The sequence below is a fragment of the Nostoc sp. C96 genome (assembly GCF_059384975.1).
On the sequence record NZ_CM182020.1, the window covers coordinates 4,282,698 to 4,309,273 of the forward strand.

Genomic DNA, 26,576 nt, shown 5'->3' on the forward strand with positions numbered 1-26,576 from the left:
TTCGTTATCAAAAGATTAAATCACGTTAATGGTTAGTTATCATTTTTTACATTCACTGGTGACATCAAATGATTTGATGATAAATAGTCAACATAATTTCCTCTAGAATTTCAAGCGATCGCCCAGATGAATATTCAAGCGATCGCTCTTCATTCTTATTAAACAACTCGTATAAAAACATTGAACTATTTGAGTTAATTTAACAGTAAACTGCCCTTTTATATATAAAAATAATCTTAAATTTTGAGAAATAATTAACCTAGTTAGATACACATCTAATTCTATGTTTCCATCTAAAGCTGAATCAGTTTGAAGTTTTAGATTAAAAGAACAAAACCATAACATTTATATTTTTTTAGTAGCAGTTGCCTAAAAATTTTGCACTTTACCAAAAAAAGCCCCCCGGTAGTTAGCCGAGGGATTCTGCAAGTCGGTAATTGTCGCATAAAGACATTCGCGGATATCACCATACCAACTTAGACTTGAGGAAATCTGCCAAAATGCCAAATTATGGAATTCTCGGTTCTTCGTGGTGAACTAAAGACAGATGTTTCACAATCAGCCTGCAACCCCGATTAGAATTTAAGTAAAGAAATATTGCGTAGCTTACGGGCATGAAACGGATCGTCTTAATTGCTGGGTTTGAATCGTTCAACGCTGACTTATACAGAAAAGCGGCAACTGTAGCTGAATCTCGCTGTCCTGAATTAGATATTCGGGTGTTTAGCGATCGCGATATTACCAGTAAGCGTGCGGAATTAGAAGCAGCACTGTATGACGCTGACGTATTCTTTGGCAGCTTGTTATTTGATTATGACCAAGTTTTGTGGTTGCGCGATCGCCTTGCCCAAGTTCCTATCAGGCTTGTGTTTGAGTCAGCTTTAGAATTGATGAGTTTAACCAAACTGGGAGACTTTGCTATAGGTGACAAACCCAAAGGAATGCCCAAACCAGTTAAATTCATTCTCGACAAATTCAGCAACGGACGCGAAGAAGACAAACTCGCAGGTTACATCAGCTTCTTAAAAATCGGCCCGAAACTTTTAAAATTCGTCCCAGTGCAGAAAGTCCAAGACTTACGCAACTGGTTAATTATTTATGGTTACTGGAATGCAGGCGGGCCAGAAAACGTCGCTTCTTTATTCTGGACACTAGCCGAGAAATATCTAGGCTTAAAAATTGGCGACATTCCCCCACCAGTCGAAACCCCCAACATGGGATTACTCCATCCCGACTACCAAGGGTTTTTTGCATCGCCAAAAGCATACTTGGAATGGTATCAAAACAGAGGCAGGAGGCAGGAGGCAGGAGGCAGAAGGACTATTTCTCCGTTTCCAGTCGTTGGAATTTTGCTTTACCGCAAACACGTCATCACCAAACAACCATACATTCCCCAATTAATTCGTCGCTTTGAAGAAGCTGGCTTAATTCCCTTACCCATTTTCATCAACGGCGTAGAAGGACACGTAGCAGTTCGGGACTGGATGACAACCGACTACGAACAGCAACAACGGCAACTTAATAATATTGAAACTCCCTCACTTTCCCAAGAAGCAGTTAAAGTTGATGCCATAGTTTCCACCATTGGCTTTCCTTTAGTGGGTGGCCCGGCTGGTTCAATGGAAGCAGGACGGCAAGTAGAAGTAGCAAAGCGCATCTTAACTGCTAAAAATGTTCCTTACATTGTCGCTGCACCATTATTAATTCAAGATATACATTCTTGGACACGCCAAGGTGTCGGCGGCTTACAAAGTGTAGTCTTATATGCTTTACCAGAACTCGACGGTGCAATTGATACCGTTCCCCTCGGTGGTTTGGTAGGCGAAAATATTTATTTGGTTCCTGAACGGGTAAAGCGATTAATTGGTAGAGTCAAAAACTGGGTTGATTTACGACAAAAACCTGCATCGGAACGTAAAATTGCCATTATTTTATATGGTTTTCCACCTGGTTACGGTGCTGTTGGCACAGCTGCATTGTTGAATGTGCCTCGCAGTCTGATCAAGTTTCTCCACGCACTCAAAGACCAAGGTTATAACGTTGGCGAAATTCCAGAAGATGGGGAAGAATTAATTCGTCAGGTGAAAGAGGCTGATGAAGAGATGGAAAGATGGGAAATGAATAAACCTTTCCCAGATTCCGCTATTACTGTTAATGCCAGAAAATTAGAAAAATGGTTGGGATATCTCCGCACATCTCGCGTTGAGAAACAATGGAAATCTTTAACAGGTAGCGGGATTAAAACTTATGGCGATGAATTACACATTGGCGGTGTGCAGTTAGGAAATGTGTGGATAGGCGTACAACCACCGTTAGGCATTCAAGGCGACCCGATGCGGTTGATGTTTGAACGAGATTTAACTCCGCATCCGCAATACGCGGCTTTTTATAAATGGTTGCAAAATGAATTGCAAGCTGATGCTGTGGTTCACTTTGGAATGCACGGTACAGTGGAATGGTTACCGGGTTCTCCTTTAGGAAATACGGGTTATTCTTGGTCGGATATTTTGTTAGGTGATTTACCCAATCTATATATATATGCGGCGAATAATCCTTCGGAGTCAATTTTGGCAAAGCGTCGCGGTTATGGGGTGTTAATTTCGCACAATGTACCACCTTATGGTCGTGCAGGTTTGTATAAGGAATTAGTGGCGTTGCGCGATTTAATTGCGGAGTATCGAGAAGACCCCAAAAAGAATTATGTGCTGAAGGAAGGGATTTGTAAAAAAATTGTAGATACGGGTTTAGATGTCGATTGTCCGTTTGAGGATGCGAAAAAATTAGGCATTCCTTTTACGCCAGAAAATATCAGAATGTTTAGTGGTCATGCTTTTGATGATTATCTGGTGAAGTTGTACGAATATTTGCAGGTTTTGGAAAATCGGTTGTTTTCTTCTGGGTTGCATATTTTGGGTGAAGCACCGAATGAGGAGGAGATGGCGGCTTATTTGGAGGCTTATTTTGGTAGCGAACCGCAAAGATGCGAAGGACACGGAGAGGAAGAGATACAGATAAGAAATTTATTAGGGCAAACTACGGATGAGTTAACGAACCTGTTGCGGGGCTTGAATGGGGAGTATATTCCGCCTGCGCCTGGTGGTGATTTGTTACGTGATGGTGCTGGGGTTTTGCCAACGGGGAGGAATATTCATGCGTTAGATCCTTATAGAATGCCTTCGCCTGCGGCGTATGAAAGGGGTAGGGAAATTGCACAGAAAATTATCGCCCAGCATTTACAAGAACATGGGAAGTATCCTGAGACGGTGGCGGTGTTGTTGTGGGGTTTAGATGCGATTAAAACTAAGGGTGAGTCGTTAGGAATTCTGTTGGAATTAGTTGGTGCTGAACCTGTGAAGGAAGGGACGGGAAGAATTGTCCGTTATGAATTAAAACCTTTGGCTGAGGTGGGACATCCGCGTATTGATGTGTTGGGTAATTTGTCAGGGATTTTCCGCGATAGTTTTGTGAATATCATCGAATTATTAGATGATTTGTTTTTACGTGCGGCTGAGACGGATGAGTCGGAAGAACAGAATTTTATTCGGAAACACGCTTTGGCGTTACAGGCGCAAGGTGTAGAAAATGCTTCAGCGAGATTATTTTCTAACCCTGCGGGTGATTTTGGTTCTTTGGTAAATGATCGGGTGGTGGATGGTAATTGGGAATCTGGGGAAGAGTTAGGTAATACTTGGCAAAGCCGTAATGTGTTTAGCTACGGAAGACAAGATAAAGGCCAAGCTAGACCAGAGGTGTTAAATCAGTTGTTGAAAACGAGCGATCGCATTGTCCAAGAAATTGATTCGGTAGAATATGGTTTAACCGATATTCAGGAATATTACGCCAACACTGGCGGGTTGAAAAAAGCCGCCGAAAAACAACGCGGTAAAAAAGTAACTACCAGCTTTGTCGAAAGTTTCTCCAAAGACACCACCCCCCGCAACCTAGAAGATTTGCTGCGGATGGAATATCGCACTAAATTACTCAATCCTAAATGGGCGCAAGCAATGGCAAATCAAGGTTCTGGTGGTGCTTATGAAATTTCGCAACGGATGACAGCCTTAATTGGTTGGGGTGGAACTGCTGATTTTAAAGATGATTGGGTTTATGACCAAGCGGCTGATACCTACGCTTTAGACCCAGAAATGGCTGAGAAATTACGCCAAGCTAACCCTGAAGCTTTCCGCAATATTATTAGCAGAATGTTAGAAGCATCAGGGCGCGGTTTCTGGCAAGCTGATGCAGATAAATTAGATAAATTGCGTCAGTTATATGAGTTGACTGATGAAGAGTTGGAAGGCGTGACAGTGTAAAAAATACCAATTTCATGAAGAGCTTAAATGAATTCTGTAATATAATCTTTCAGTAATTCAATTAGCTCTTCCTTACTCATGATATTTTCAGCAACTTTCATTGTTAATTCATACGCTTGTTCTGGTGACATATTCAGTTCATAATCATTTACATTCAAAAATGTCACCATCACATCAAAAGCAGTAAGCTTATTACCATCTACAAAAGCATGGTTATTAGTAATAGGAAACAAGTATGCTGCTGCTTGTTCAACAATTGTAGGATGTAAAAGCTCACCACCAAAAGTTGCTTGTGGTTGATAAATAGCGGAATCTAGCAAGCCTTCATCACGTATACCTAGTGAGCCACCATATAAATTAATCTGCTTACTATGTATACTCAAAACATCTTGTTTTTCAATGAATTTAGGACTATGCAAGATTTCTGTACACCCAATCCCATTTTTTCGTAGATGCCAAAGATGTCAACATAGCTTCTGATTCTTTGGGAGTTATATCTTCTAAAGCCCAATTTTGTAATTTCTCTTCAGTTAATATGTTGATAAGTAACCCAGCCTTGATTAAGGCTTGTATTGCATATTTTATACTTTCCTCAAGAATATATTTTTCATTATGTTCATAAATTTCAGATTCAGCTTCATCTTTAATTAGTCTGTATAAATTTTCAGCATCGGTAATGAGATTTGTAAAAATATTTCTTCCTTGCTTAAAAAAAATTAAATGTGAGAATTGATCAAAAATTTCTTTAAATAGAAGATTATATTTAACAAAAATCAGAACTGGTAATTTTCCTTGTTTTACTTGTTCCTTCAACACATCACCAAGACGACTGAACTTACTTAGTTTTTGCTGTAGCTGCGCTAATTCTTCTTGAAGTTGACTGAGAGATATTTGCCGATTATTTGCTAACTCGTATAGTGCCGCTATTGTTTCATCTCGCGGATTAGGCTCATTCAGGCATCTCTCAAGTGTTTCTATATTCTTCTGAATGCTCGCAATTGTTTCTTTTGCGAATACAAAACTGTTTACCATTCTTTATCTACTGGCTTGTTTAACTATAAACTTTGCCTATAGCTATTGTAACTGCTCTTCAGCTATTTGAATTTTTATTCATACGTCAGTCAATTGCGATACATTAAACAGATTTTTCTAAGAACTGTTTACCACAATCTTTGCAGAGATAGCGTTGCTTACCGTGACGATGCCCATTTTTAGATAGGCGGGATGAATTACAGTGAGGACATATCATTACTTTCATTACTTGCTGAGGTAGTGTATACGGTGTTAAATAAGCTACTAACAATGCTTTGAGTTCTGTATAAAGGGCTTGACGTTTACTTTCATCCTGTTTCAGTGCATTCAATAGTAAGGCGTTGTAAGTTCGATGCACCGTTTCAGCTAGGAGTTCACTTTTTTCTACAGCTAAGTCTGGGTTCCATTGGCGAAAGAAGGCGGCGAATTGTTGAATTAGCTGTTCATCAAAGGTTTCGTCAAATAGCTTAAATAATTCTGGTGCAACAAAATACTGAATGTACACAACGCGAGGAATAGGATCTGCAAAATATTTAGCGTAAATATCGACTGTACACTCAATAAACTCTAATAATGATTGATGCTGGTCGGCTGACTGCATAAGTTTGGTTAGAATTGCTGTCACCCGTTCCATGTGTATTGCTTCAAGTGCATGAAATATTGCGAGTTTATCGGGAAAAAACTGATACAGAGAACCTATAGCCGTTTCTGCTTTTGCTGCAATTTGATGGGTAGTTGCAGCTTCATACCCTACTTCTGCAAAGACTTCGGCTGCGGCTTGGAGGATTTTTTCAACGCGTTCCTGACTCCGCTTTTGCTTGGGTTGACGGCGCATCAGATCAGGTTTACTTATAGCCATAGTTATTGACAAACATGAATAATCTGTCGTATTTTTAAATCAAATATGAAAGTTTTGTCACAATTTTACTCTAACGCGGTCGAAATTAGAGCGATCGCCCTCATCCTACATACTTTATTAGGAGGCTCCTATGGCAATCCTTCCTGGCGCACCGTGGTTAATAGCCCATCGCTCCATGCTTGGCATTAACAAGCCTTATAAAGTTGTTCTCAATGGTCAAGATTATGTCCTCTGGCAAAATGGGCAAGGTGAAGTTTTCGCTCTCGATAACGTTTGTCCGCATATGCAAGCACCTCTATCTGATGGCTGGATTTGCCAAGAACGGGGTACAATTGCTTGTCCTTTCCACGCTTTGGAATTTGATGGACAAGGAAGGTTGCATCAGTCCGGTCAAGTGGGAAATCAACCTCTGACAACACCACTAGAACTGATTATCAAAGATGACTGCATTTGGACATACGCTGGTCATGTGCCGAAAACTCCTGTACCAGAACTCATCTCAAAAGTTAGCGAAGGTATGAGTTTTGTCGGTGTAGCTGGAGAAAAGAGTATTCGCGGCACTTTTTTAGATAACTTGTTAATTAACTATGACTATAACCATCAATACGGTACACACCGCGACTTATTTGGTATTAAAGCTAATCGCGTTCCGGTGTTTGAGCATGAAGGATATTGGGCTAAAGTTGTGCAAGAGCTAGAACGTGAGGATAGTACATGGAATGATATCATCCGCAATCCTCTAGTTATGACTGCACCTAAAATATACATTGGTACTTTAGAGTATGCTTTTCCATCAGTCCTAACTTTTCGCACCTCTTTTTTACTAGGAGAAATTTTGCAGGTACATATTTTGTATCCAGAAACAGAAACTCAAACTAAAACTTTTGTGTTGGTATTAACCAAACCCAAACATCTAATTCTCTTACCTTTGTTAAGACGTTCAATGTTAAGTGCAGTCACAACTGTGGTTGAGCAAGATACACGCGCTATTGAAAATTCTTATCCTCGTCAAACCCCTAAGATTCGCCTACCAAAAGAGGAAATTATGTTTCATGCTCAAAAGCTATATCATGATTGGTAATGTGATATATCTCACGCAGAGGCGCGGAGGCGCAGAGAGGATAAGGAGCTTGAGAATTTCTCCGCGCACCTTTGCGTTAAAAAGCTTAACTTTCCAATATCTGCCGTGCAAACTCAATTGCCGCTTCTTCTTTAGTAATTTTATCATCAGCTTGAGCGATCGCACTCTCCCATTGATTACTGCCTATAAGCTTGATCACAAAATTTAGACAAGCATAGGAGGATCTTCATGAAATGGGATTAGTTGTAATTACTGTGGTGAAGCTCTAAAATCAGCTTGGTTTCATTAAAATATTAAAGCTTTAAATAATCTTTAAGCGGGCGGCGGGAATCGAACCCGCATTAATAGCTTGGAAGGCTATAGTTTTACCACTAAACTACGCCCGCAAATTTCCAACTTAAACATATTAACACTATTTTGCAAAAAATTCAAATATCTAATGAGAATTGACAGGTTGAATTGTAATTTTGACAAAGAGATTACTCAAATCTGGTTTACTGCCATCTTGATTGTAGGCTGGGGTAAACTTCTCGTTCCTAAAAAGTTCGTTGATTGCTTGTTGGTATGAATTTTTTTCGCCTTGGAGGCTGGAGGGTTGTATTTCTATAACTACAGCCTGTTGAAAGTTACCATTTTTATCAATTACGAAGCTGGCTACAAGTTGTGCAGGTGCAAGTCCATTTTCGCCATCGAGGGAATTCGCTGCTAATGTTTTCGTACCACTTCCCTGGTATTTAGCCAGAACATCAGGTAAATCTTTGCTTAGTTGACGCATTTCCTGATCAGCGAAAGGCACTATTGTGACTGTCGAGCCAGCTTGTTCAGAAGTGGTGGGATTTTTGTCTGTAGGAGTTTGAGGAGTATTTCTTGTGGGAATGGGTGAAGTTTTATTGGTAGTAGGACTTGGAGAAGTAGTAGGATTTCTTGGAGGAGGCGTGTTAGAAGTATTATCGGTGGAACCTGGAGAAGGACTTCCTATTGGAGTGCGGGGATTATTCTCTGTTCCTGTGGTCGAATTTGTTGGTTGTTCTGAAGGAATGCCGCTTGGTAATGGTTTTCCTTTTCCGAGGATAATTCTTTGTCGGCGATTCCAAGGAAGATTAGCAATAGGAATTGTCGGTGTAGGTTTGGGAGTTGGCGTAGATTTAGTCAAGTCAGGTGTAAAACTGGGTTTTGGTGTCGTTTGTGCTTTGGGTTTGGGTTGTGAAACAGATTTTTTGACTGATGGTTTGGTGTTTTTTGGAGAAACAACTTCCTTCCGATTCAGAATGCTGGTTTCAGAATCCTGATTTCTAGCTATATTTTTGGCTGTTTCTGGCAAAGTTCTGGCTACATTCTGTTGGGATGAGATATTTGGTTTGGGTGAGACTGTTGTTGTCGGTAATTTTGATTTTACTGTGGGAGAAATTTCTACCAACTCAATAGGAACAATAGCTTGACTTTGCTGTGGAAACCATAATCCAAACACATTAGACGATCGCATCAGCCAGAAAATCAACAAATGCAGGGAAACTGAACTAATAGTGACAAAAATCCACAAACTTGGAGGATCGTTATGTCGTCTCCAAATCTTGGGTGGAACAGGAGTTTTGTCTGCAACAGGCGTTGTCATATCACCGAAGCCAAAGATAATTCAGAGTCTTTAAGCTTTGCTAAAGACTCCGTTTGGATCTTAGCGATTAACTACTAGATCTGGCGAAACAGCAAAAGTCAGGACAGTTTCATCAACTCCTTTAAGTTTCAGTGGACTACCTTTGGTAATTTCTTCATCCTGCAAATAATCTGCCACAGCAGCCGAAACTAAAATCGTACCGGGAACAGCAGCAGCTTGCAATCGAGCAGCAATATTCACACTTGGCCCAATAGCCGTATAGTCGGCGCGTTCTGCACTACCAAACATACCCACAACCGCTGTACCTTGGTGAATACCACAGCGAAACTGTACACTAGAACGTCCATCGCTTTCAAATACACCTTGCTCTCGCCAGCGCTGGTTTAACTGCGAGAGTGCGCGGTGCATTGCTCTAGCTGTATTAATAGCTCGACGTACCTGTTCATTAGGAGTCAGTTCTTCTGGCGCTCCATATAAAGCCAAAATCGCATCTCCCATAAATTTATCTACAGTACCGCCGTTATCAAACACAACTTTGGTCATACATTCTAAATACTCATTTAGCAATTCTGCCACCCGTCGAGATCTAAGAGTATTGGCTAATTGAGTAAACCCTACAATGTCACTAAATAAAACTGTAATCAACCGTGGTTCTGGACGTAAATCTAAAGTTAAATCTCCTGCTGCGGCTTTCTGCACTAACACAGTTGGCAAAAAACGCTTAAGAACTGATTCTGTTAGATAAGTATTTAATTCTACAACTCGTCGTTCATTTTCCTTCAAGGCTAAGAGATTCCTGACCTCTGCTAAAAGTTCTCTGTCATTAAATGGTTTGGCTAAATAGGCATCTGCACCATGTTCTGTGCTTTCAATACGGGTTTCTTCATCAACTTTGGCTGTAAGCAAAATGATTGGAATTCCTTTTAATTTCTCATCAGAGCGAATCATCCGAATCATTTCCAGCCCAGTTACCAAAGGCATCATCAAATCTGTAACAATCAAGCTGGGTAAAATTTCTTGAACTACACCAAACCCTTCATAACCATTACGAGCCGTGTGGACTTGATAGCCATTGCGGCGGATGATATCGGATACGTAAGTTCGTAAATCTGGGTTGTCGTCTACAACTAAGATAGAGTGTTTAGAAGTTTGCGGCGTTGATGGCTCTGCCGAAATGAGCGACTTGGTGTTGTTGAGTGCTGAATTGTAACTAGGGGAGATATGTTCTAACTTTTCAGTAGTGGCTTCGATGAGTTCTAAATCAGCTAATTCAACAGTGGCACGGCTAGTATTTAATTCAGCAGGTGTTTCTAATACTTGGTTGATTGGTAAGTGATCATAGCCAGTGAGCAGCCATAATGTGAAAGTCGTTCCTTCACCATAAACTGAGTCTACAGTGATTTTACCGCCATGCAGTTCTACTAATTCTTTGACTAAAGCCAAACCCAGTCCGCTACCTTCATAGGAACGGTTTTCTGAGCCTTCAGCTTGGCGGAATCGCTCAAATAACATGGGAATTTGTTCTTGAATAATGCCAATTCCTGTATCTTTTACTTGGAGGATGCAGTATTCGTCTTGATTTTGCAGTGTAACGCTGATTGTGCCATCTTCAGGTGTAAACTTCATGGCATTTGATAAGAGGTTGTAAACCACTTTGTCAAATTTTTCCATATCTAAGTAAACCTTGGGACATACAGTAAAATCAGTTGCTAGATGCAGTTGTTTTTTCTCACAATAGGGACGAAATGACTCAACAATTTGGCTGACAAATTCCACTAAATCACAGGGACGAAAGCTTGGCTGCATTCGTCCAGCATCTAGGCGTTGTAAGTCGAGTAATTGGTTGACTAATCGCAGCAGACGGCGAGAGTTACGCAGTGCGATCGCACTTTGAGCATGAGATAGACCTTCCCCAGCAGCTACCGCAGATTCTAATGGCCCTTGAATCAAGGTAATGGGAGTACGGAATTCGTGGGAGATATTTTGGAAAAATTCAGTTTTTTGTTTATCTAGTTCCAATAAACGCTCGGCTTGTTCACGGGTTTTTTGATAGAGACGTGACTGCTGTACAGCGATCGCGGCTTGTGCGGCCACTGCTTTGGCGAGTTCAATATCAGATGATACCCATCCACGGACTTTTCGCCCTTCCCGTAAGGTAATACTCCCAATACATTTGCCATCAGCTAATAAAGGCACAACCATGAGCGATCGGGCTGGCTTTTTCAAAGGCAAATCAAATCCCTTCAGTTCCAAAGAACAGACACTCATATCAGAAATTACTATCGGCTCCTGTGTCCGCAAAATTTCTTGTAACAGAGGGTTATCTTTAATAGGAGCTTGCGTCGAGTAAGGGAAATTTTGAGATATTAAGTCAAGATTAGTATTTAAATTAAAATTTTGGCTTGGCTTGAGCGAATGGTCAGAATGTTGAAAACTATCATATAAACCAACACACTGCACAGATTCTTCTTCTTCTGTCCATAAAGACAGCGCACAGCCGTCAACTTGTAAGGCTTGGCCTAATTTGTGGGTAATAGCAGCAAAAATATCTTGTGGGTCTAAGCTAGAGCGAATTGCTGTTGTAATTGTATTAATTAACACTTCTCGCTTCGCTAAAGCGCGTACTTGTTCATAAGCATAAGCTTGAGATAAAGCTAAAGCGGCCTGATCTGCCACCATTGTCACTAGCTGAATTTCCTCAGTTCCCCAGAGGCGAGACTGGTGACACTGATGTAGTGCTAAAACGGCTAACAATTCTTGTTGACAAATTAGCGGTACAACTAAGCTGGAGTAAATATTAGCAGTAGCAAAAGCTGTTCCTCTTTGCTGTAGTTCGGAATTTTCTCCTTGAATTCGCTCATCTGTAGCAACATCGTAAATTACCTGAACTTCACGAGTTTCCCAAACAGTTTGGGCTAACAAAGCAGCAGAAGGTAAGAAAGATGGTGGTGACACATCTTCTCCTGAAATCCCTGAGACTTGCTCTGTTTCAGCTTGGGGCGGTTTTTGGTAAATAAACCCTTCGTCTACTAATTGCTCATCTTGAAAAGGACGTAACAGGCAAACATCTACCTCTAACATGTGGCCAACTGTATCGACAATTGCTTGCAAAATTTGCCGATAGTCTAAAGCACTGCGAATTGTGTTGGTAACAGTATTCAGCAGTGATTCTTGTCGGAGGGTACGAGTTAGTTCGCGGGTACGAGCTTTCAGAACATTGTGGGTATCCAAGGCTTGGCGTACCACAGCTTTGAGTTCTTCCGCTTCCCACGGTTTGGTGACATATTTAAATACCTTACCAGCGTTGATTGCTTCCACTAAGTCTTCAACATCAGTGTAGCCAGTCAAAATAATCCGAATAATATCTGGATATTGAGTTGCTGTCAGGCTCAAAAATTCCGTACCACTCATAATTGGCATTCGCTGATCAGAGATGATCACTGCGACCTCTCCTTCTTCTGCCAAAAGATCTAATGCCGCAGGGCCAGAGGTTGCCCGCAACACCTTATAATCACGATAGAAAGTACGGTAAAGCAAATCAAGGTTGTCTGGTTCGTCATCAACAACCAAAATTTTCGGCTTACTGTTTACTTGAGATTTCATGCACCGCTTTCCTGCTGCAACAGCAGTTGAATAAAGAATAATCTGCTCAGGAGGTAATTTTTCTGAATCAGGTAAGAGCAGAGCATTTTGCCCAATTGGGTTGTATGGCTATACAAATGCTGGGTGTAAGAGTATCTACTCACAGTAATTAGCCTCAATAGCTGGTAATGTTTGCCACTTGCTCTGATACAGCGGATTTAGTGGAATGGTCAATCTTGGTACTAAAGAGTAGATGCTTGCTTTTCAAGTGTTGTTTCACCTCCCGTGAAGACTTTTGATGAATACACACAGCATTCAGGTCTGGCAGAAAAGCTAACTGAAGCTGCATATTAAGTTTGCCCTTTGTTGCAGTTGTAATAACATTTGCAGGTAAATTTTATTTATGTTGGTCATGGGAGAGTGAGCTAGGTCACAACTATGAGTATTAAAGGCAAAGTATACTATTAGACTAACTATTTATTCTAATTTAGCAATCATAACCAGCAGTTAGACAAGTGGCATGGGGCTGTCACAGATTAATGCTGCTTTAACTATTACAACATGTACTTAGCTTATCTAGGCGATCGCCAAATAAGTACAATATATATCTCAAAAATATTTTGCCTGATTTTTTCAGTATAAATACGGTAAGTTGATTATTGTAACTTTACTTATTTATATAAATAAGCAGCGACATCAGTCAGCGATCAGGACTAAATTTCCCCTATAAGTAGTCAAAGACCTAACTCAATCAAGATTTAGATAGTATTCCCCACAGACAATCTTGAGCATTTAGCAGCGATAGATCATAATTGCTGAGATTATGTTATTGGTTGTGACAATTAATGTTGTGAATTCACCAAAAGGATGCTGAGTGTGTTATTAACTTACAGAAGAACCTAGAACACCCAAATAACTTATTGGCATTAAACTACAAAAAACAATTGTATTTACAGTAGCAAACGGTGTTTTAGAATATTTGAGAAAATTTTTGTAAAATGCAATTAATAATAAACTAACCTTGACATCCTGGTTTTTTGACTCATCTCACGAACAACCACTGACATCAGCCGCGCATCAAGCTTCTCAACAATTCCAAATTCGTGCGGCTACACCTACCGATTTGACTGCTATTTCCCAGATTATTGCCGAAAGCTTTCACTCTCAAACTGGTTTCTGGGGATGGGCTTTTCCATTGTTACGTCTGGGTATTTACGAAGATTTCAGAAATCGGTTATCATCACCAGCACCCCACCATATTTGTTTAGTTGCTGTTGACACTACTATTACTGGCGCTAATAATTTAGTGGGAACTGTAGAACTGGGCTTGCGTTTTCATGATTCATGGAAACAAAATGGCAAAAGTTTTCTTTATCTATCTAATTTAGCTGTTGACCAAAAATATCGTCGAAATGGTGTGGCTTCAAAGTTACTACTGAGTTGCGAAACACTTTGCCAAGAATGGGGTTTTAAAGACTTATATCTCCATGTTTTAGAAGATAATCATCAAGCACGACAGTTGTATTTCAAATTAGGTTACAAAATGTATAAAGTAGAATCTAATTGGAATTTATTCTTTCTCCAACGTTCTCGTCAAATCTTCTTACACAAACACTTAAATTTTGATTCTTCTGACTAAATTTTAGGTTGTGGGATGGGATGTAAATATAGCGATCGCAGTTTTCATTCAAATTTATGTAACTAAATTCTAGTCTGTCTAGGATAAAACACTTAAGATATTTGGGCTATGTTTTAAGTCTAAGTTAGTTTTTTATTGTCCAAATCGCCTCAAAACAAATTGAGCCAAATTAGACTGATTTTTCAACTCTAGCTCAAGTGATTTTTACATAAATAGCCATACAATATATTTAATGTAATAATCCAAGTGGATTTGTAAACTAGGTTTAGAGAAAGGAAAGAGAAAGTAAAGCGTAAAATTATTGGTCAATAATGCACAGACTTGTATTGGAATTCTACACTTAATATAAAATAATTACTTATACTTTATTTAATAATAAAATAATCAAAACTCCTCAATATATAATATCTACTATGATGAAGCCATCAGTAAAATTACCCTAAATAAAAATTCCCTCATAATAACTTTGTATTTAATTTATTCATCTTTATAGAAACTTTAATTTTTTTATAGTTTAGTTTAAAGACAAATTCAGCCATATCTCATAAAATATGATTACATAATTAATGAGCGACATCTCATTCATCTCTATTATTAAATTGAACAAAAAGTTCTTGATAGTAAGATAAGCAAAAAACTAATTTGATTTAACACCAAGTTACTGCTTAACGTGCATCCCACTACCAAATTATTCAAAAGTTATAAAAAACATGGATAGCGAAAAGCACATGCGCTATCAAACCGCTATGGTATCAACTTATTACCCCGACACCAGTTTTCTTGACCATCTTGTTATGCCAGATGGAACTGAGCAATCATACGGCTCGGATATCTTGACACTTCTGCATAGTGGAAAGGTTTTTATTGTCAATAGTCGGAAGCGGAATGGGTTAATACTTTTTAAACGCTACCATGCAGAATTTGCTGGACCGGGAGCAGCGGTTGGTGGAGATTACGACAGCGATTGCCAGATGGTTCTGCGTATCGGCAATTTATCTTTATTAAGTCCAGAATCTTATGAGGAACGCCAGAAAGCCTACTTGATTCGACGACAATGGATTCGGTTGATTAAGCAAATTACCGAAAATCCGGTTCCGCAACAGCGAGTGCAGAAGATTTTAGATCAGTTTGACCAATATTTTCCATCAGAAATGGTGGCTGATTTACCTGATGAAGCCTTTGCACTTTTAGTGGGTGTTTTTCCCCAAACTGTAGGGATAGTACGTCGTTTGGGCAGTGAAATTGATGGTAGATTTAATTACTAGTTATCATAAACTGCTAGATACTAAGTATTCAAAATTTGCCATAGCTGCTTGTAGTCTTTCCAAGGTACGGGAATTTTCTTCTGGAGTCCCAATAGTGATTCGTAATCCTTCATTCAGTAGTCTGACAAGAGTTCCCGCACTTCTGAGTTGTTGATGAAGACTTTGTAAAGTAGTATTTTGTGAATCAGAATTATTTGACTGGAGACGTAGATAAACAAAGTTAGCGGCACTTTCGCCTACTTGTAAGGCTGGATGTTGCGCCAAGGTTGCTATAAGTTTGTCGCGTTCATTCTGTGTTTGTAGAATTGAACTAAGCAAAAGTTGACGATTTTGTAAAGCCACTAATGCTGCTGCCAGTGAAAAGCTAGGAAGATTGTAAGGCAAGCGGACTTTCTCTAAAATGGCGATCGCTTCTGGATGAGCAATACAATAACCCACACGCAATGCTGCTAAACGGAAAGCCTTAGAAAAAGTTCGTAAAATGATCCAATTGGGTCGTTGTACCAATTCACCTACTAAAGTATTTTGGCTAAATTCAAAGTAAGCTTCATCAATTACTACTACAATTTCTTCTGGTAAACTTCTGAGCCATGCTAATTCTGCCGCAGTGAGTAGATTAGCAGTGGGAGAATTCGGATGTACAACAAAAACTACCCGAATTGGCGGATTTTGAGTTTGGGTGATGGCTGTTTGTGCAGCTTTTATGTCTATTTCAAAATTGGTTTGATTTCTGCCAACTGTCACCACTCCGATACCCAAGGTTTGAGCTAAAATCCCATACATCGAAAAAGTGGGATTAGCTACTAGAATTGAACCTTCTCCTCCCAGACAGGTAGCAATTAATAAAGAGCGAATTAGTTCATCGGAACCATTACCAACAGAAATATTAGCAGCGGTAAACAAGGCTGAAGAAAGATTAGCCGATTCATTTACATACTCAGCGATCGCATCTTTCAGTAGCTCATGTCCGCCATCAGGATAGCGATTTGTTTCTATAACTTGCTGATATGTCCAGGCTAATTTTTCTTTTAGTTCAGGTGGTAAATCTTCAGGACTTTCGTTTGTATCCAGCCGATCAAACTTTGTGGCGACTGGTTCTGCTGTATTGCTGCTAGGGTGAGGTTTGTAAGCCGTAAATTGGGCTAAATCTGACCGAATAAAAGGAAGCATAATTTTTAGTTAATAGTCATTGGTCAATAAAACAAATAACTGAGAAAATTGCTTGTTGGTTGGTCTCATATTTTACTGCTTTACGGCAACTGACAGAAGAGGTGAATTGCTTGCCAAATTTCTTCTGTGACATTGCCTAAAGCATGATCGCTATCGAGTTCTACTAACTCTACCCAAGGACGAGAGCGTGCAAATTGGCGACTAGCAGTAATTGGAATGACCTCATCTTGTCTGCCATGCAAAATTAGCGTTGGCACCGGACGTTGCAATATATCCTCTTGGTATTGCTCTGCATCCGTGATGAAATCGTAACTTAGAGGGAGCGATCTCCCTTCTCCATAGTGGTAAACCATGAGATATTTTTCTTGTTGCCAGCGCTTCATCTCTTCATCTCCTAGCTTAGACAACCAATGAGATAAAAACCCAAAAGCTGGTGCTAACAAAATTAAGCGTTCCACTTGTTGATATTGCTGCGCCAAATGAGCAGATACCAAACCACCTAAACTAGAGCCTATTAATGTAACGGGTTCAGAATCATGAGGAAATGCTGCTGCGATTTGATTTAGTTGGCGCGTGATTGTCAACCCAGAAAAATCACCAGCATTGAGATCAGGAATGTTTAGTTGTATCGGAATTTTAGTAAAGCGATCGCCCATAGCCAGCGCTTTAGCAGATTTAGGGCTAGAAGCAAACCCGTGAAGATAAATGTATTGCAAGGCTGTAATTATTGAGGGTGATAAAATCTCAAGTTAAGAATCAGATACGAAAGTCGATAATTCTTAACTTCATATTGTTACGCCTGAAGAGGTTTAAGGAGCAGGGTAGTCCCCTTCTAAAGGTTTACCACCAGAATTGCCATTCCCGCCTGGATTGTCACCAGGGTTGCCATTGCCACCCGGATTCCCGCCTGGATTCCCATTGCCGCCGTGATTATCACCAGGGTTGCCGTTACCGCCTGGATTGTCACCAGGGTTGCCATTGCCACCTGGATTCCCGCCTGGATTGTCACCAGGGTTGCCATTGCCACCTGGATTGCCATTGCCACCTGGATTCCCGCCGTGATTGTCACCAGGGTTGCCATTGCCACCTGGATTCCCGCCTGGATTGTCACCAGGGTTGCCATTGCCACCCGGATTCCCGCCAGGGTTGCCATTGTCACTAGGGTTGCCGTTGCCACCTGGATTACCGCCAGGGTTACCATTGCCACCAGGGTTGCCGTTGCCGCCAGGGTTACCACCGTGATTATCACCTGGATTGCCATTGCCACCCGGATTGCCGTTGCCGCCAGGGTTACCACCGTGATTATCACCAGGGTTGCCATTGCCGCCTGGATTGCCGTTACCACCCGGATTGCCGTTACCACCCGGATTGCCGCCTGGATTGGCAGGAGTAATACCATTAATTGGCTGATTTATGTTGATGGTATTAATGTTTTGGTTGTCATTATTAATAGAGTTGCGAGTAGTATCTGAGATTACTTCTCCTGTTTGTAAGACAGAATCTACTGGAGAATTGTCTAACACCCCACCTTGGTCAGCTGAGTTAGAAGAATTAATAGATAACTCCATAAAAGATGGGTTTTCTATGACTCCTTGGCCGACTACGGGTGTTTGAGCTGCTAAAGCTGCAACAATTTCAGATTGAACGCTGGCGATCGCCGGATCTGGATTAGATGTATTATTTTGCTTGGTTAAATCTAATCCCTGGACTAAATCACTCGTTTCATAAAAAGTTTTGAGATCAAAATCATATAAGCCCTGAAATTCACCTTTGACGATGACCATCAGTTGTCCAGCTTGTAAAACCTGATTTTGGGAAGCTTCCTGATTCAAAACCTCAATGCCGCTATTTGTCAACGCCCCAACAATTGTGGTGTCTGTTTGCTTGTCATAACGAACAAATAATGCTGAACCACGAATTGCCGCAGCCGCACTCGGTGTTTGAATACGTGTCTGTCCTTTACCTGGTGGAATCAATAAAAGTACTGTCCCATTTGACAGATGAAAATTCCGAGTCTTGGGTAGGAATTGAAATATTGCTCGTTCTCCAACCCGTGCTAAAGAACCATCGTTAAAACGCAAATCTGCCAAAGAGGATCTGCCAGTAGACAAACCATCACCAGGAATTATCGGATCTAATTTGCGTGCTGGTCGCTTTTTGTTATTCCGAGGAAGTAATTGCACCAGATTTTGCAGATTTTGAATTTCTGCGCGAGTCAATGGAGTAACTGCGATCGCCTTCGGTGAAGGCATTATTATCACTCCCCATACACCGATCATCAAAAAAGGAATAAATTTCCAAGACATAGCTTGAACGCTGGATAGTTTAACTAAGACCACACCAAGTGAAGATAGATTCTGAAATATTAGGTTTACTTATCAGTTTTTTAGTTTTCTAACTAAATTTTCGGTGGATTTATTGAAAATTTTAGCGAAATTCTGGTATAAATCAATGTAATCAAAATTATCAAAAAATATTAAAATCAAATAATTAATTTCTAAAAGTTAACATCTTTGTTTTTTAATGATTGGGCTGAATGGTTATATTGTTTTGTTGATAAAACGTCAATGCTGATGCAACCCACAGGCTGGACAAAATTTTTATTTGCAACTTTATTAGCTTTGATTGGTGCAAATAAATGTTGCATTGGCGTAGATGTAGCGTGGGCTGCTAACTTAGATGAATCTAGTGAGCAAAATGAGGAAAACCTAGAATATTTTGCATATAACCTGGGAAGTTATAAGTTTGACCAAAACAGCCAGTTTCAGGTCAGTAATTTTGATTTACTGCTGCCTCAGCCATTTAATTTTAATTTAGCAGAGTCAAACATAATCATAGCCCAAACCACTCCTGAAACAAAACCTAATACTGAGCCTAATCCCCAACCGCCAAATTCTCCTAGCAATCCTCAACTCTTAAATAATCCACCACAACTAGAAGTACAGCCAAGAGATTTTCCTCAGCCTTCACCCATGATTATAGAAGAACTGTTGGATAAACCCTCAGCGGATAGAAATGAGAAGTTAGAGAGGCTCAGACAGATATTGCAACAAAGAAAAAAGCCAAACTCTGAAACTAATATTCTGCGGGAATTAGAACTAAGAGTCAGACAAAGACCTTTACCCCAAAAAAAGCCCACATCTGAGGCTAATGGTGTTCAGGAACTTGAGTTAAGGGTAAGACCACGACCTTTACCACAAAAAAAACCACCATTGCCAGTATCTAAGTTTAAACCAATAGGTTCCTTACAGGCTAATTTGGGCTACTTTCATACAAATAACATTTTTGCTTCTGAGTTTTTTCCGAGAGAAGATGGCTTAATTTTTTATGGTCTTAGTCTTGCTTCTGCATACTTTCCTATAGGTTCTAAAACTTATATTAATGGTTCAATTAATGGTAATTTGATTCGCTATATGGAGCAATCAAGATTTAACTATAACCAAATAAGTTTTAACGTAGGGATTTATCAACAACTTTCACCACGTATGTATGCAGAACTAGATTTTAATAATCAACAGTTTTTCTATGCTAATAGTGTTGGTCGCTTTCAAGCAGGCGATCGCTTTTTAGACGAAAATGCAGTGCGGCTATCGGTAGGAAGACGAGACCCGCTTAATTCTAGATTATTTATAGATAGCTTCTACGAATTTAGTGCCAATTTTTCTGAACCAAACAACCGCAGTCGGCTAATTAATTCTTTTTGGGTTTCTTTAAGTTATTACTTACAAGAACCATTACAAATTGGGATTAACTATCAATTAAATCTTTCTGATTTTACGCAAAGACAACGAGACGACCAGTATCACCGTCTATTTGGCCATGTTATTTACCGAGTCTCTGACTCTAGCAGTTTCAATTTACAGAGTGGCTTTAGCTTTGGGGATTCTACAGATAGAAATATTAATTTTGATAGCTGGTTCTTGAGCGTTTATTATAATTTTAAAATTGGTGAATTTTAAAATTAGTCCAAAGTCTATAGTGCAATTAACTTTTTTGACTATTGATCATTGACCATTGACCCATAACTAATCCAATCACTCCAACTACCTGCATAAAGCTTACCTGTATGAATGCCAGCTAATTCTAAAGAAAGTAAATTGACACAAGCCGTTACACCAGAACCACAGTAGACTAAAATTTCTTTAGCTGTTTCTATGGTTTCCCATCTTTGACGTTGCTGTAGTTGGGCAAGCAGATAACCTGATGAGTTTGTAACTTCTTGCCAAGGATAGTTAACTGCACCGGGAATATGACCAGCAATTTTATCAATTGGTTCTCTTTCACCACGGTAGCGATCGCTTTCTCTTGAATCTACTAAAACTACCTCTGGTAAATCTTTGCGACTTTTAACAACTTCTATATCTACTACCAATTCGGGTTGAATTTGAGGAATAAAATTCCCTGGCTGGAGTTCTGGGATAATATCTGTAACTGGGTATCCAGCTTGTTGCCATGCAGTATAGCCACCATCCATAACTACTACTTGTTCATGTCCTAGATAGCGGAGTAACCACCATAAACGAGATGCAAAAGCCAAGCGAGAATCATCATAAGCTACAACCAAAGTTTTTTGGGAATTGATCCCCATTGCTGATAACTTCTTAGCTAGATTGTTAGTATCAGGTAAAGGATGTCTACCGCCATGTTTACCCACAGGACTGGAAAGATCCTGATTTAAATCTAGATAATATGACCCTGGAATGTGGCTTATTTGATATTGTGTTTGCCCCAATTGTGGATCAGCCAAAGAAAAACGACAATCTACAATCACAACTTGGGAATCGTTGAGGTGATCGACAAGCCATGCTGGTGAAACAAAAAGTTGAGTGTTAACCATAGATATAAAAATTCAAAATAATTAAAGAATCAGAATAATATTTGACTAATCAATTTCCTAATAATACTGGACTCTTAGTCAGTGATAACTAGTCAAGCTTTTTTAAAATATTGACCATGAACATTAGTGAACCAAGTCTAATGCCAGAATTTGATCACTTTCGACCACAAGCAACAGCAGATGGTTCTTTTACCTTTTTCTCTCAAGAGTTTAATGAATCATTTCATAGTCATTTTGGTGCGAAACAAGAAAGTTATTTTAAGTTTGTTGAACCGACTCAACTAGCGCAAGCGGCGCTTAAACCAGCTGTGCGGCTATTAGATATTTGTTATGGTCTAGGATACAACACAGCAGCAGCTTTACAGACAATCTGGGCAGTAAACCCTAATTGTGATGTGGAGTTAATTGGTTTAGAACTGAATCCGACTGTACCGCAAGCTGCGATCGCTAATCATTTATTTGATCAATGGAATTACGAATACACGCCAATTTTGACTCAACTCGCTTTTGAAAAGCAAGCAAAAACCGAACGCCTGCAAGCAAAGTTACTCATTGGTGATGCTAGAGTCTCGATTCAAGAGGTAAATAAATCTGGTTTTAGTGCAGATGCGATTTTTCTAGATCCCTTTTCACCCCCTCAGTGTCCTCACTTATGGACTGTGGAATTTCTTCAACAAGTCTCAGTTTGTTTACGTAAACAAGGCCGACTGGCAACTTATTCTTGTGCCGCTTCTGTACGTACAGCACTGATATTGGCTGGATTAAAGATAGGTTCTACCCCGCCAGTTGGAAGGCGATCGCCTGGTACAGTTGCAGCTTATTCTCCAAGTACAGAGTGTTTCAGTGACTTACCACTTCCTCACCTCTCTCTAGAAGAACAAGAACATTTGTTAACTCGTGCTGCAATTCCTTACCGCGATCCACAATTAAATGATCCGCCTGATGTGATCATGATGCGACGACAACAAGAACAACAAGCTTGTTTATTAGAACCTACTTCCCGTTGGCGAAAACGTTGGTTCCTGAAAAACAAAACAGCTGACTCTATTGAAGTTAATTCTGACTTGGTTTGACAATTGTGTTGGCAAAATACAGCGAAAACACCACTAGATTTTCTCTTGTAATTGAAGCAAATATTTCCCACCAGTTCCTGGAACACATAGACCAGATTTCCAACTAGGAATAATATCGTGTTCGGTGAAAGACTGCTGATGAATAACGCAAAAGGAGCAGAGGAGAAAATTGTGCTGTTTCTTTACAGATACCCCGAACCATAACTGATTAATCTGACATGATATCAACCTGTAGATATGCGCTATAAAACTTACCCATAGGGGAATTTACACTGGGTAATTCTGCTATAAATATAGACTTAATGTTTAATCTTTTTTTTCAAAGGCTGATGTGATTGAGAGTCTGGAAAGGCGTAAATACGTCAAAATTGTTAAACATATTGACTAAACCACAGCATGAAACCCTTGTTATAGCTTGGGTATGTTTAATTCACATCAGATATTAATAGGAAGGAAGTACAGATAGCAGCAATGAAATATGTGGATAGATTTTTTGGTATTGAGATTTCTTTTTCTCTCCATTAGTCAGCGATCGCAATTGCTCCAGCACTCTTAGGCAATAGTCTGAAATGACAGATTTTCGTTATGCACAAAATAGCCATTTTGTACAGTGAATAAGTCCTAATATACAGTGCTTAAGTCCTAATATATTTAGAATTCAAATCATACCCAATGGGCAAAGTAACAATTAAAAATATGTATATAAACGTTTCAATTCCATCTAGTGATTCATAAAAACTTAAGCTATTTAAACGCTAAATGGTAAGTTAATGGATATCAAAATCTACAGTGAGCAATGAAATATGATCTTAAAATTATTCTGGTTTTCGAGGTATAAACTAGGAAAGTTAACATCAAACAAAATATTTATCAAATATGATAATTGTCAAAATAGTTTGGCAGTAAGTACAGTTTTTTTTGAAAATTATATAAAAACTCAAAATAAAAATATAATTTTCCAGCCAAATAACAAGAACAAAACACTCTTGCTATACTGAAACATTAAAAATATCCGTAAAAAACCTGATTTAACATTTGGGTGAATTTATGATACTAGAATGGATATTTAGGATGTTTGCGGCAAATTTCTCTTAGTAAAATTTTATTTTTATAAAGAAAAATATCCTCGGCATGATAAAAACAAGCAGGCTAAGAATAAGACAGCAAGCTTGTAAAAATGCAAAGTGGAGTATGGTTGCAGAGCTAAACTTGATTTTTGCAGACAGAAACTGTTAATTTAAAAAGAATGGGGTGCCTTTGTGATTTACTGGAGTGCTAATTCCACAAACTCTAATCAACAAAGTCTGAGTGGGTCAAATCCCAAAAAGAAAGTGCATAGTGGAAATGCAAATAATGAGCTAGAATGGCGGGACTTAGAGGACTATCCACTAAACTTATCCCAGCAGGAAGTAATGATTGAAGAAGGAAAAGCCGGGTCTTCTTGGGGTAAATCAGAGATTAATTCTGGCTACAATTCATCATTATCTAGAACTCTACAAGTCAAAGGCTCCAAAGTGAATTGCTTCTTTGATACTGAAGCACCAAAAATTTTAGTAGTTGACGACCATGCTGCTAGTCGGATGACAGCTGCTGCATTGTTGGCAATGGAAGGTTATGAAGTAATTGAAGCAGATAGTGGTGCGGCTGCTGTGGTGTTGGTGACACAAAAACACCCAGATTTAATTTTGCTGGATGTGATGATGCCTGGTATGGATGGGTTTGAGGTATGTCACTTACTCAAGCAGGATGAACATACGAGGTTAATTCCAGTAATTTTTATTACAGCATTAAATGATCGGCGATCGCGTATTCGCGGAATAGAAGTTGGAGCCGATGATTTTCTGACCAAACCCTTTGATCGTGTGGAACTAGCCGCGCGTGTGAAGTCCTTAGTCAGACAAAAGCGATTAAACGAAGACTTAGACCACGCAGAACAAGTGCTATTTTCAATTGCGAGAGCGATTGAAAGTCGAGATCCGAATACGGGAGATCACTGTGAACGTTTAGTCACACTAGGACAAAATTTTGGAGAATACTTGAATCTTTCTCGCTCTCAACTGCGAGATTTGATGTGGGGTGGTTATCTTCACGACATTGGTAAAGTTGGCATTCCAGATGCAGTGCTACTCAAAAATGAGCAGCTTACCTTGGAAGATTGGGAGATGATGCAGCAGCATGTTTTAATTGGGGAAAAAATTTGCCAGCCCTTACGTAGTATGCAGGGTGTAATTCCCATTATTCGCCATCACCACGAGCGCTGGAATGGTTCAGGCTATCCTGATGGACTGAAGGGGAATGAAATTCCGTTTTTAGCGCAAGTTTTCCAATTAATTGATATTTATGATGCGCTGACTAGCGAGCGGCCTTATAAAAGAGCTTTCAGCCCAGCAGAAGCTTTATCTGTGATGTGGGAAGAAACTCAAGCAGGGTGGCGAAATCCTGAACTAATGCAGCGATTTACTGATTTTATTCATACTTACAACTTGAAGTAATGTTTTCTCTTTGGGTACAGCCACACGATTTTGGATTTTAGATTTTAGATTGACCCCATGCCTAAAGTCAGGCGAACCTGTCACCTGTTTAAATTTTGAATTTTCAATCTTCAATCCAAAATTTAAAATCTAAAATTCGGTCACTCGTTGGGCGGCTTTGCCAATGCTCAAGACACACGGTCTCACCTCCTGTCTTCTGCCTCCTGCTATACTACCTTTTGGGAACTTCACGGGCGAAGATACTTCATACTTTTGATTATGGTAGTTGTAGCAATTCTAGCGGCGGGACGCGGCACAAGGATGAAATCCAGCTTACCCAAAGTTTTACATTCTTTGGGTGGGCGATCGCTAGTAGAAAAAGTTTTAGACAGCGTAGAACCGCTTTCACCCTCAAGACGAATGGTGATTGTCGGGTATCAAGCCCAAGAAGTAAAAGCAGCCATACAATCAAGCTTCAACTTAGAGTTTGTAGAACAGACAGTGCAACTAGGAACAGGTCACGCCATCCAGCAATTACTGCCTTATCTTGAGGGCTACACTGGAGATTTATTAGTGCTGAATGGTGATGTACCACTGTTACGCACCGAAACCCTGAAACAGTTATTGCTCACTCACCAACAAAATCAAAACGCTGCAACCATTCTGACTGCTCAGTTATCTGACCCCAAAGGCTATGGGCGAGTTTTCTGCGATGGTGCAAATATAGTCCAACAAATGGTTGAAGATAAAGATTGTACCCCTGCTCAAAGAGAAAATCGGCAGATTAACGCCGGGATTTATTGCTTTCGTTGGCCGGACTTAGCCAAAGTCTTACCACATTTAGAAGCTAACAATGCCCAAAAAGAATATTACCTCACCGATGCTGTCACCCAAGTTGGAAAAGTGATGGCTGTGGATGTAGCAGATTATCAAGAAATTTTAGGCATTAACGATCGCCTACAATTAGCCACAGCCTACGAAATTTTGCAAAGGCGCATCAAAGAAAAATGGCTGCTTGCAGGTGTCACCCTCATCGATCCCCATAGCATTACAATTGACGACACTGTAGAGTTACAACAGGATGTAATTATTGAGCCGCAAACTCACCTGCGGGGAAATACCAGTATTAAAACTGGTAGCCGCATCGGGCCAGGAAGTTTGATTGAAAATAGCCAATTGGGCGAAAACGTTACAGTGCAATATTCTGTAGTTACAGATAGTATTGTGCAACCCGGAACTCGGATTGGCCCTTACGCGCATTTACGTGGTCATACTGAAGTAGGAACGAATTGCCGTATCGGAAATTTTGTGGAGTTAAAAAATACTCAGTTAGGTGATAAAACCAACGTAGCCCATCTATCTTATTTGGGTGATGCCACAGCGGGGACTCAAGTAAACATTGGAGCAGGCACAATTACTGCCAATTATGATGGTGTAAAAAAACACCGGACTAAAATTGGCGATCGCACCAAAACTGGTTCTAATAGTGTGTTAGTAGCACCAGTTAATTTAGGTGATGATGTCTATGTGGCAGCAGGTTCCACAGTCACCGAAGATGTGCCTAACGATAGTTTAGTTATTGCTCGTAGTCGTCAGGTAGTCAAGCAAGGATGGCGGAGGAAAAGTGCTGAGTGCTGAGTAAGTT

General features: G+C 39.9%; 17 protein-coding genes and 1 tRNA gene. 8 read left to right on the plus strand and 10 right to left on the minus strand.

Going from position 1 to position 26,576, the window contains the following annotated elements:
* The first annotated feature begins 614 nt into the window (after positions 1–614).
* Positions 615–4,310, plus strand: a complete 3,696-nt coding sequence (gene bchH, locus AC504W_RS18345; protein ID WP_494879382.1) for a magnesium chelatase subunit H — start codon at positions 615–617, stop codon at positions 4,308–4,310.
* Between the two features lie 23 nt (positions 4,311–4,333).
* On the opposite strand, the gene AC504W_RS18350 is transcribed toward bchH, so the two are convergent.
* The 3 genes from AC504W_RS18350 to AC504W_RS18360 form a co-directional block, all read right to left on the minus strand.
* Entirely contained in the window at positions 4,334–4,729 is a 396-nt protein-coding gene (locus AC504W_RS18350) for a type II toxin-antitoxin system death-on-curing family toxin (RefSeq protein WP_494873681.1), read from the minus strand.
* Positions 4,722–5,342 (minus strand): hypothetical protein, encoded by a 621-nt coding sequence (locus tag AC504W_RS18355; protein WP_494873682.1) that lies wholly within the window; start codon positions 5,340–5,342, stop codon positions 4,722–4,724. Before AC504W_RS18355 ends, AC504W_RS18350 begins: the two co-directional genes overlap by 8 nt.
* Before the next feature lie 103 nt (positions 5,343–5,445).
* The gene (locus AC504W_RS18360; protein WP_494873683.1) at positions 5,446–6,201 is read right to left on the minus strand and encodes a TetR/AcrR family transcriptional regulator; all 756 of its coding nucleotides are present in this window, start codon (positions 6,199–6,201) and stop codon (positions 5,446–5,448) included.
* Positions 6,202–6,331: 130 nt separating this feature from the next.
* On the opposite strand from AC504W_RS18360, the gene AC504W_RS18365 reads away from it, so the two are divergent.
* Entirely contained in the window at positions 6,332–7,282 is a 951-nt protein-coding gene (locus tag AC504W_RS18365) for a Rieske 2Fe-2S domain-containing protein (protein ID WP_494873684.1), read from the plus strand.
* Positions 7,283–7,597: 315 nt separating this feature from the next.
* Here the strand turns inward: AC504W_RS18365 and AC504W_RS18370 are convergent.
* From AC504W_RS18370 to AC504W_RS18380, 3 genes are all read right to left on the minus strand, one after another.
* A tRNA-Gly gene (locus tag AC504W_RS18370) sits at positions 7,598–7,668 on the minus strand.
* A gap of 50 nt (positions 7,669–7,718) precedes the next feature.
* A complete protein-coding gene (locus AC504W_RS18375; protein ID WP_494873685.1) occupies positions 7,719–8,894 on the minus strand; it encodes a hypothetical protein in 1,176 nt (391 codons plus the stop codon).
* A gap of 60 nt (positions 8,895–8,954) precedes the next feature.
* Positions 8,955–12,497, minus strand: coding sequence for a response regulator (locus tag AC504W_RS18380; RefSeq protein WP_494873686.1), 3,543 nt, complete (start codon positions 12,495–12,497; stop codon positions 8,955–8,957).
* A 1,000-nt stretch (positions 12,498–13,497) separates the two neighbouring features.
* Here AC504W_RS18380 and AC504W_RS18385 point away from each other — a divergent pair.
* Together AC504W_RS18385 and AC504W_RS18390 are read left to right on the plus strand one after the other, a co-directional pair.
* Positions 13,498–14,115 carry a GNAT family N-acetyltransferase gene (locus AC504W_RS18385; RefSeq protein WP_494873687.1) on the plus strand — a complete coding sequence of 206 codons (618 nt, stop codon included), beginning with the start codon at positions 13,498–13,500 and terminating at the stop codon, positions 14,113–14,115.
* Positions 14,116–14,825: 710 nt separating this feature from the next.
* Positions 14,826–15,380: a hypothetical protein gene (locus AC504W_RS18390; RefSeq protein WP_096578729.1), complete on the plus strand. Its 555-nt coding sequence runs from the start codon at positions 14,826–14,828 to the stop codon at positions 15,378–15,380.
* A 3-nt stretch (positions 15,381–15,383) separates the two neighbouring features.
* On the opposite strand, the gene AC504W_RS18395 is transcribed toward AC504W_RS18390, so the two are convergent.
* The 3 genes from AC504W_RS18395 to AC504W_RS18405 all read right to left on the minus strand — a co-directional run bounded on the left by AC504W_RS18395 (position 15,384) and on the right by AC504W_RS18405 (position 18,802).
* Positions 15,384–16,550: a histidinol-phosphate transaminase gene (locus AC504W_RS18395; RefSeq protein WP_494873688.1), complete on the minus strand. Its 1,167-nt coding sequence runs from the start codon at positions 16,548–16,550 to the stop codon at positions 15,384–15,386.
* Positions 16,551–16,630: 80 nt separating this feature from the next.
* Entirely contained in the window at positions 16,631–17,266 is a 636-nt protein-coding gene (locus tag AC504W_RS18400) for a YqiA/YcfP family alpha/beta fold hydrolase (RefSeq protein ID WP_494873689.1), read from the minus strand.
* Positions 17,267–17,359: 93 nt separating this feature from the next.
* On the minus strand, positions 17,360–18,802 hold the full coding sequence (locus AC504W_RS18405; RefSeq protein WP_494873691.1) for a FecR domain-containing protein: 1,443 nt from the start codon (positions 18,800–18,802) through the stop codon (positions 17,360–17,362).
* Positions 18,803–19,117: 315 nt separating this feature from the next.
* On the opposite strand from AC504W_RS18405, the gene AC504W_RS18410 reads away from it, so the two are divergent.
* A complete protein-coding gene (locus AC504W_RS18410) occupies positions 19,118–20,509 on the plus strand; it encodes a porin family protein (RefSeq protein ID WP_494873693.1) in 1,392 nt (463 codons plus the stop codon).
* Between the two features lie 38 nt (positions 20,510–20,547).
* Here the strand turns inward: AC504W_RS18410 and AC504W_RS18415 are convergent, their stop codons facing one another.
* A complete protein-coding gene (locus AC504W_RS18415) occupies positions 20,548–21,387 on the minus strand; it encodes a sulfurtransferase (RefSeq protein WP_494873694.1) in 840 nt (279 codons plus the stop codon).
* Between the two features lie 140 nt (positions 21,388–21,527).
* Between AC504W_RS18415 and AC504W_RS18420 the strand changes: the two genes are divergently transcribed.
* The 3 genes from AC504W_RS18420 (at position 21,528) to glmU (ending at position 26,569) form a co-directional block, all read left to right on the plus strand.
* The gene (locus AC504W_RS18420) at positions 21,528–22,460 is read left to right on the plus strand and encodes a tRNA (5-methylaminomethyl-2-thiouridine)(34)-methyltransferase MnmD (protein ID WP_494873695.1); all 933 of its coding nucleotides are present in this window, start codon (positions 21,528–21,530) and stop codon (positions 22,458–22,460) included.
* A gap of 1,259 nt (positions 22,461–23,719) precedes the next feature.
* The gene (locus AC504W_RS18425) at positions 23,720–24,952 is read left to right on the plus strand and encodes an HD domain-containing phosphohydrolase (protein WP_494873696.1); all 1,233 of its coding nucleotides are present in this window, start codon (positions 23,720–23,722) and stop codon (positions 24,950–24,952) included.
* Between the two features lie 258 nt (positions 24,953–25,210).
* Positions 25,211–26,569 (plus strand): bifunctional UDP-N-acetylglucosamine diphosphorylase/glucosamine-1-phosphate N-acetyltransferase GlmU, encoded by a 1,359-nt coding sequence (gene glmU / locus AC504W_RS18430; protein WP_494873697.1) that lies wholly within the window; start codon positions 25,211–25,213, stop codon positions 26,567–26,569.
* The last annotated feature ends 7 nt before the right edge of the window (positions 26,570–26,576 follow it).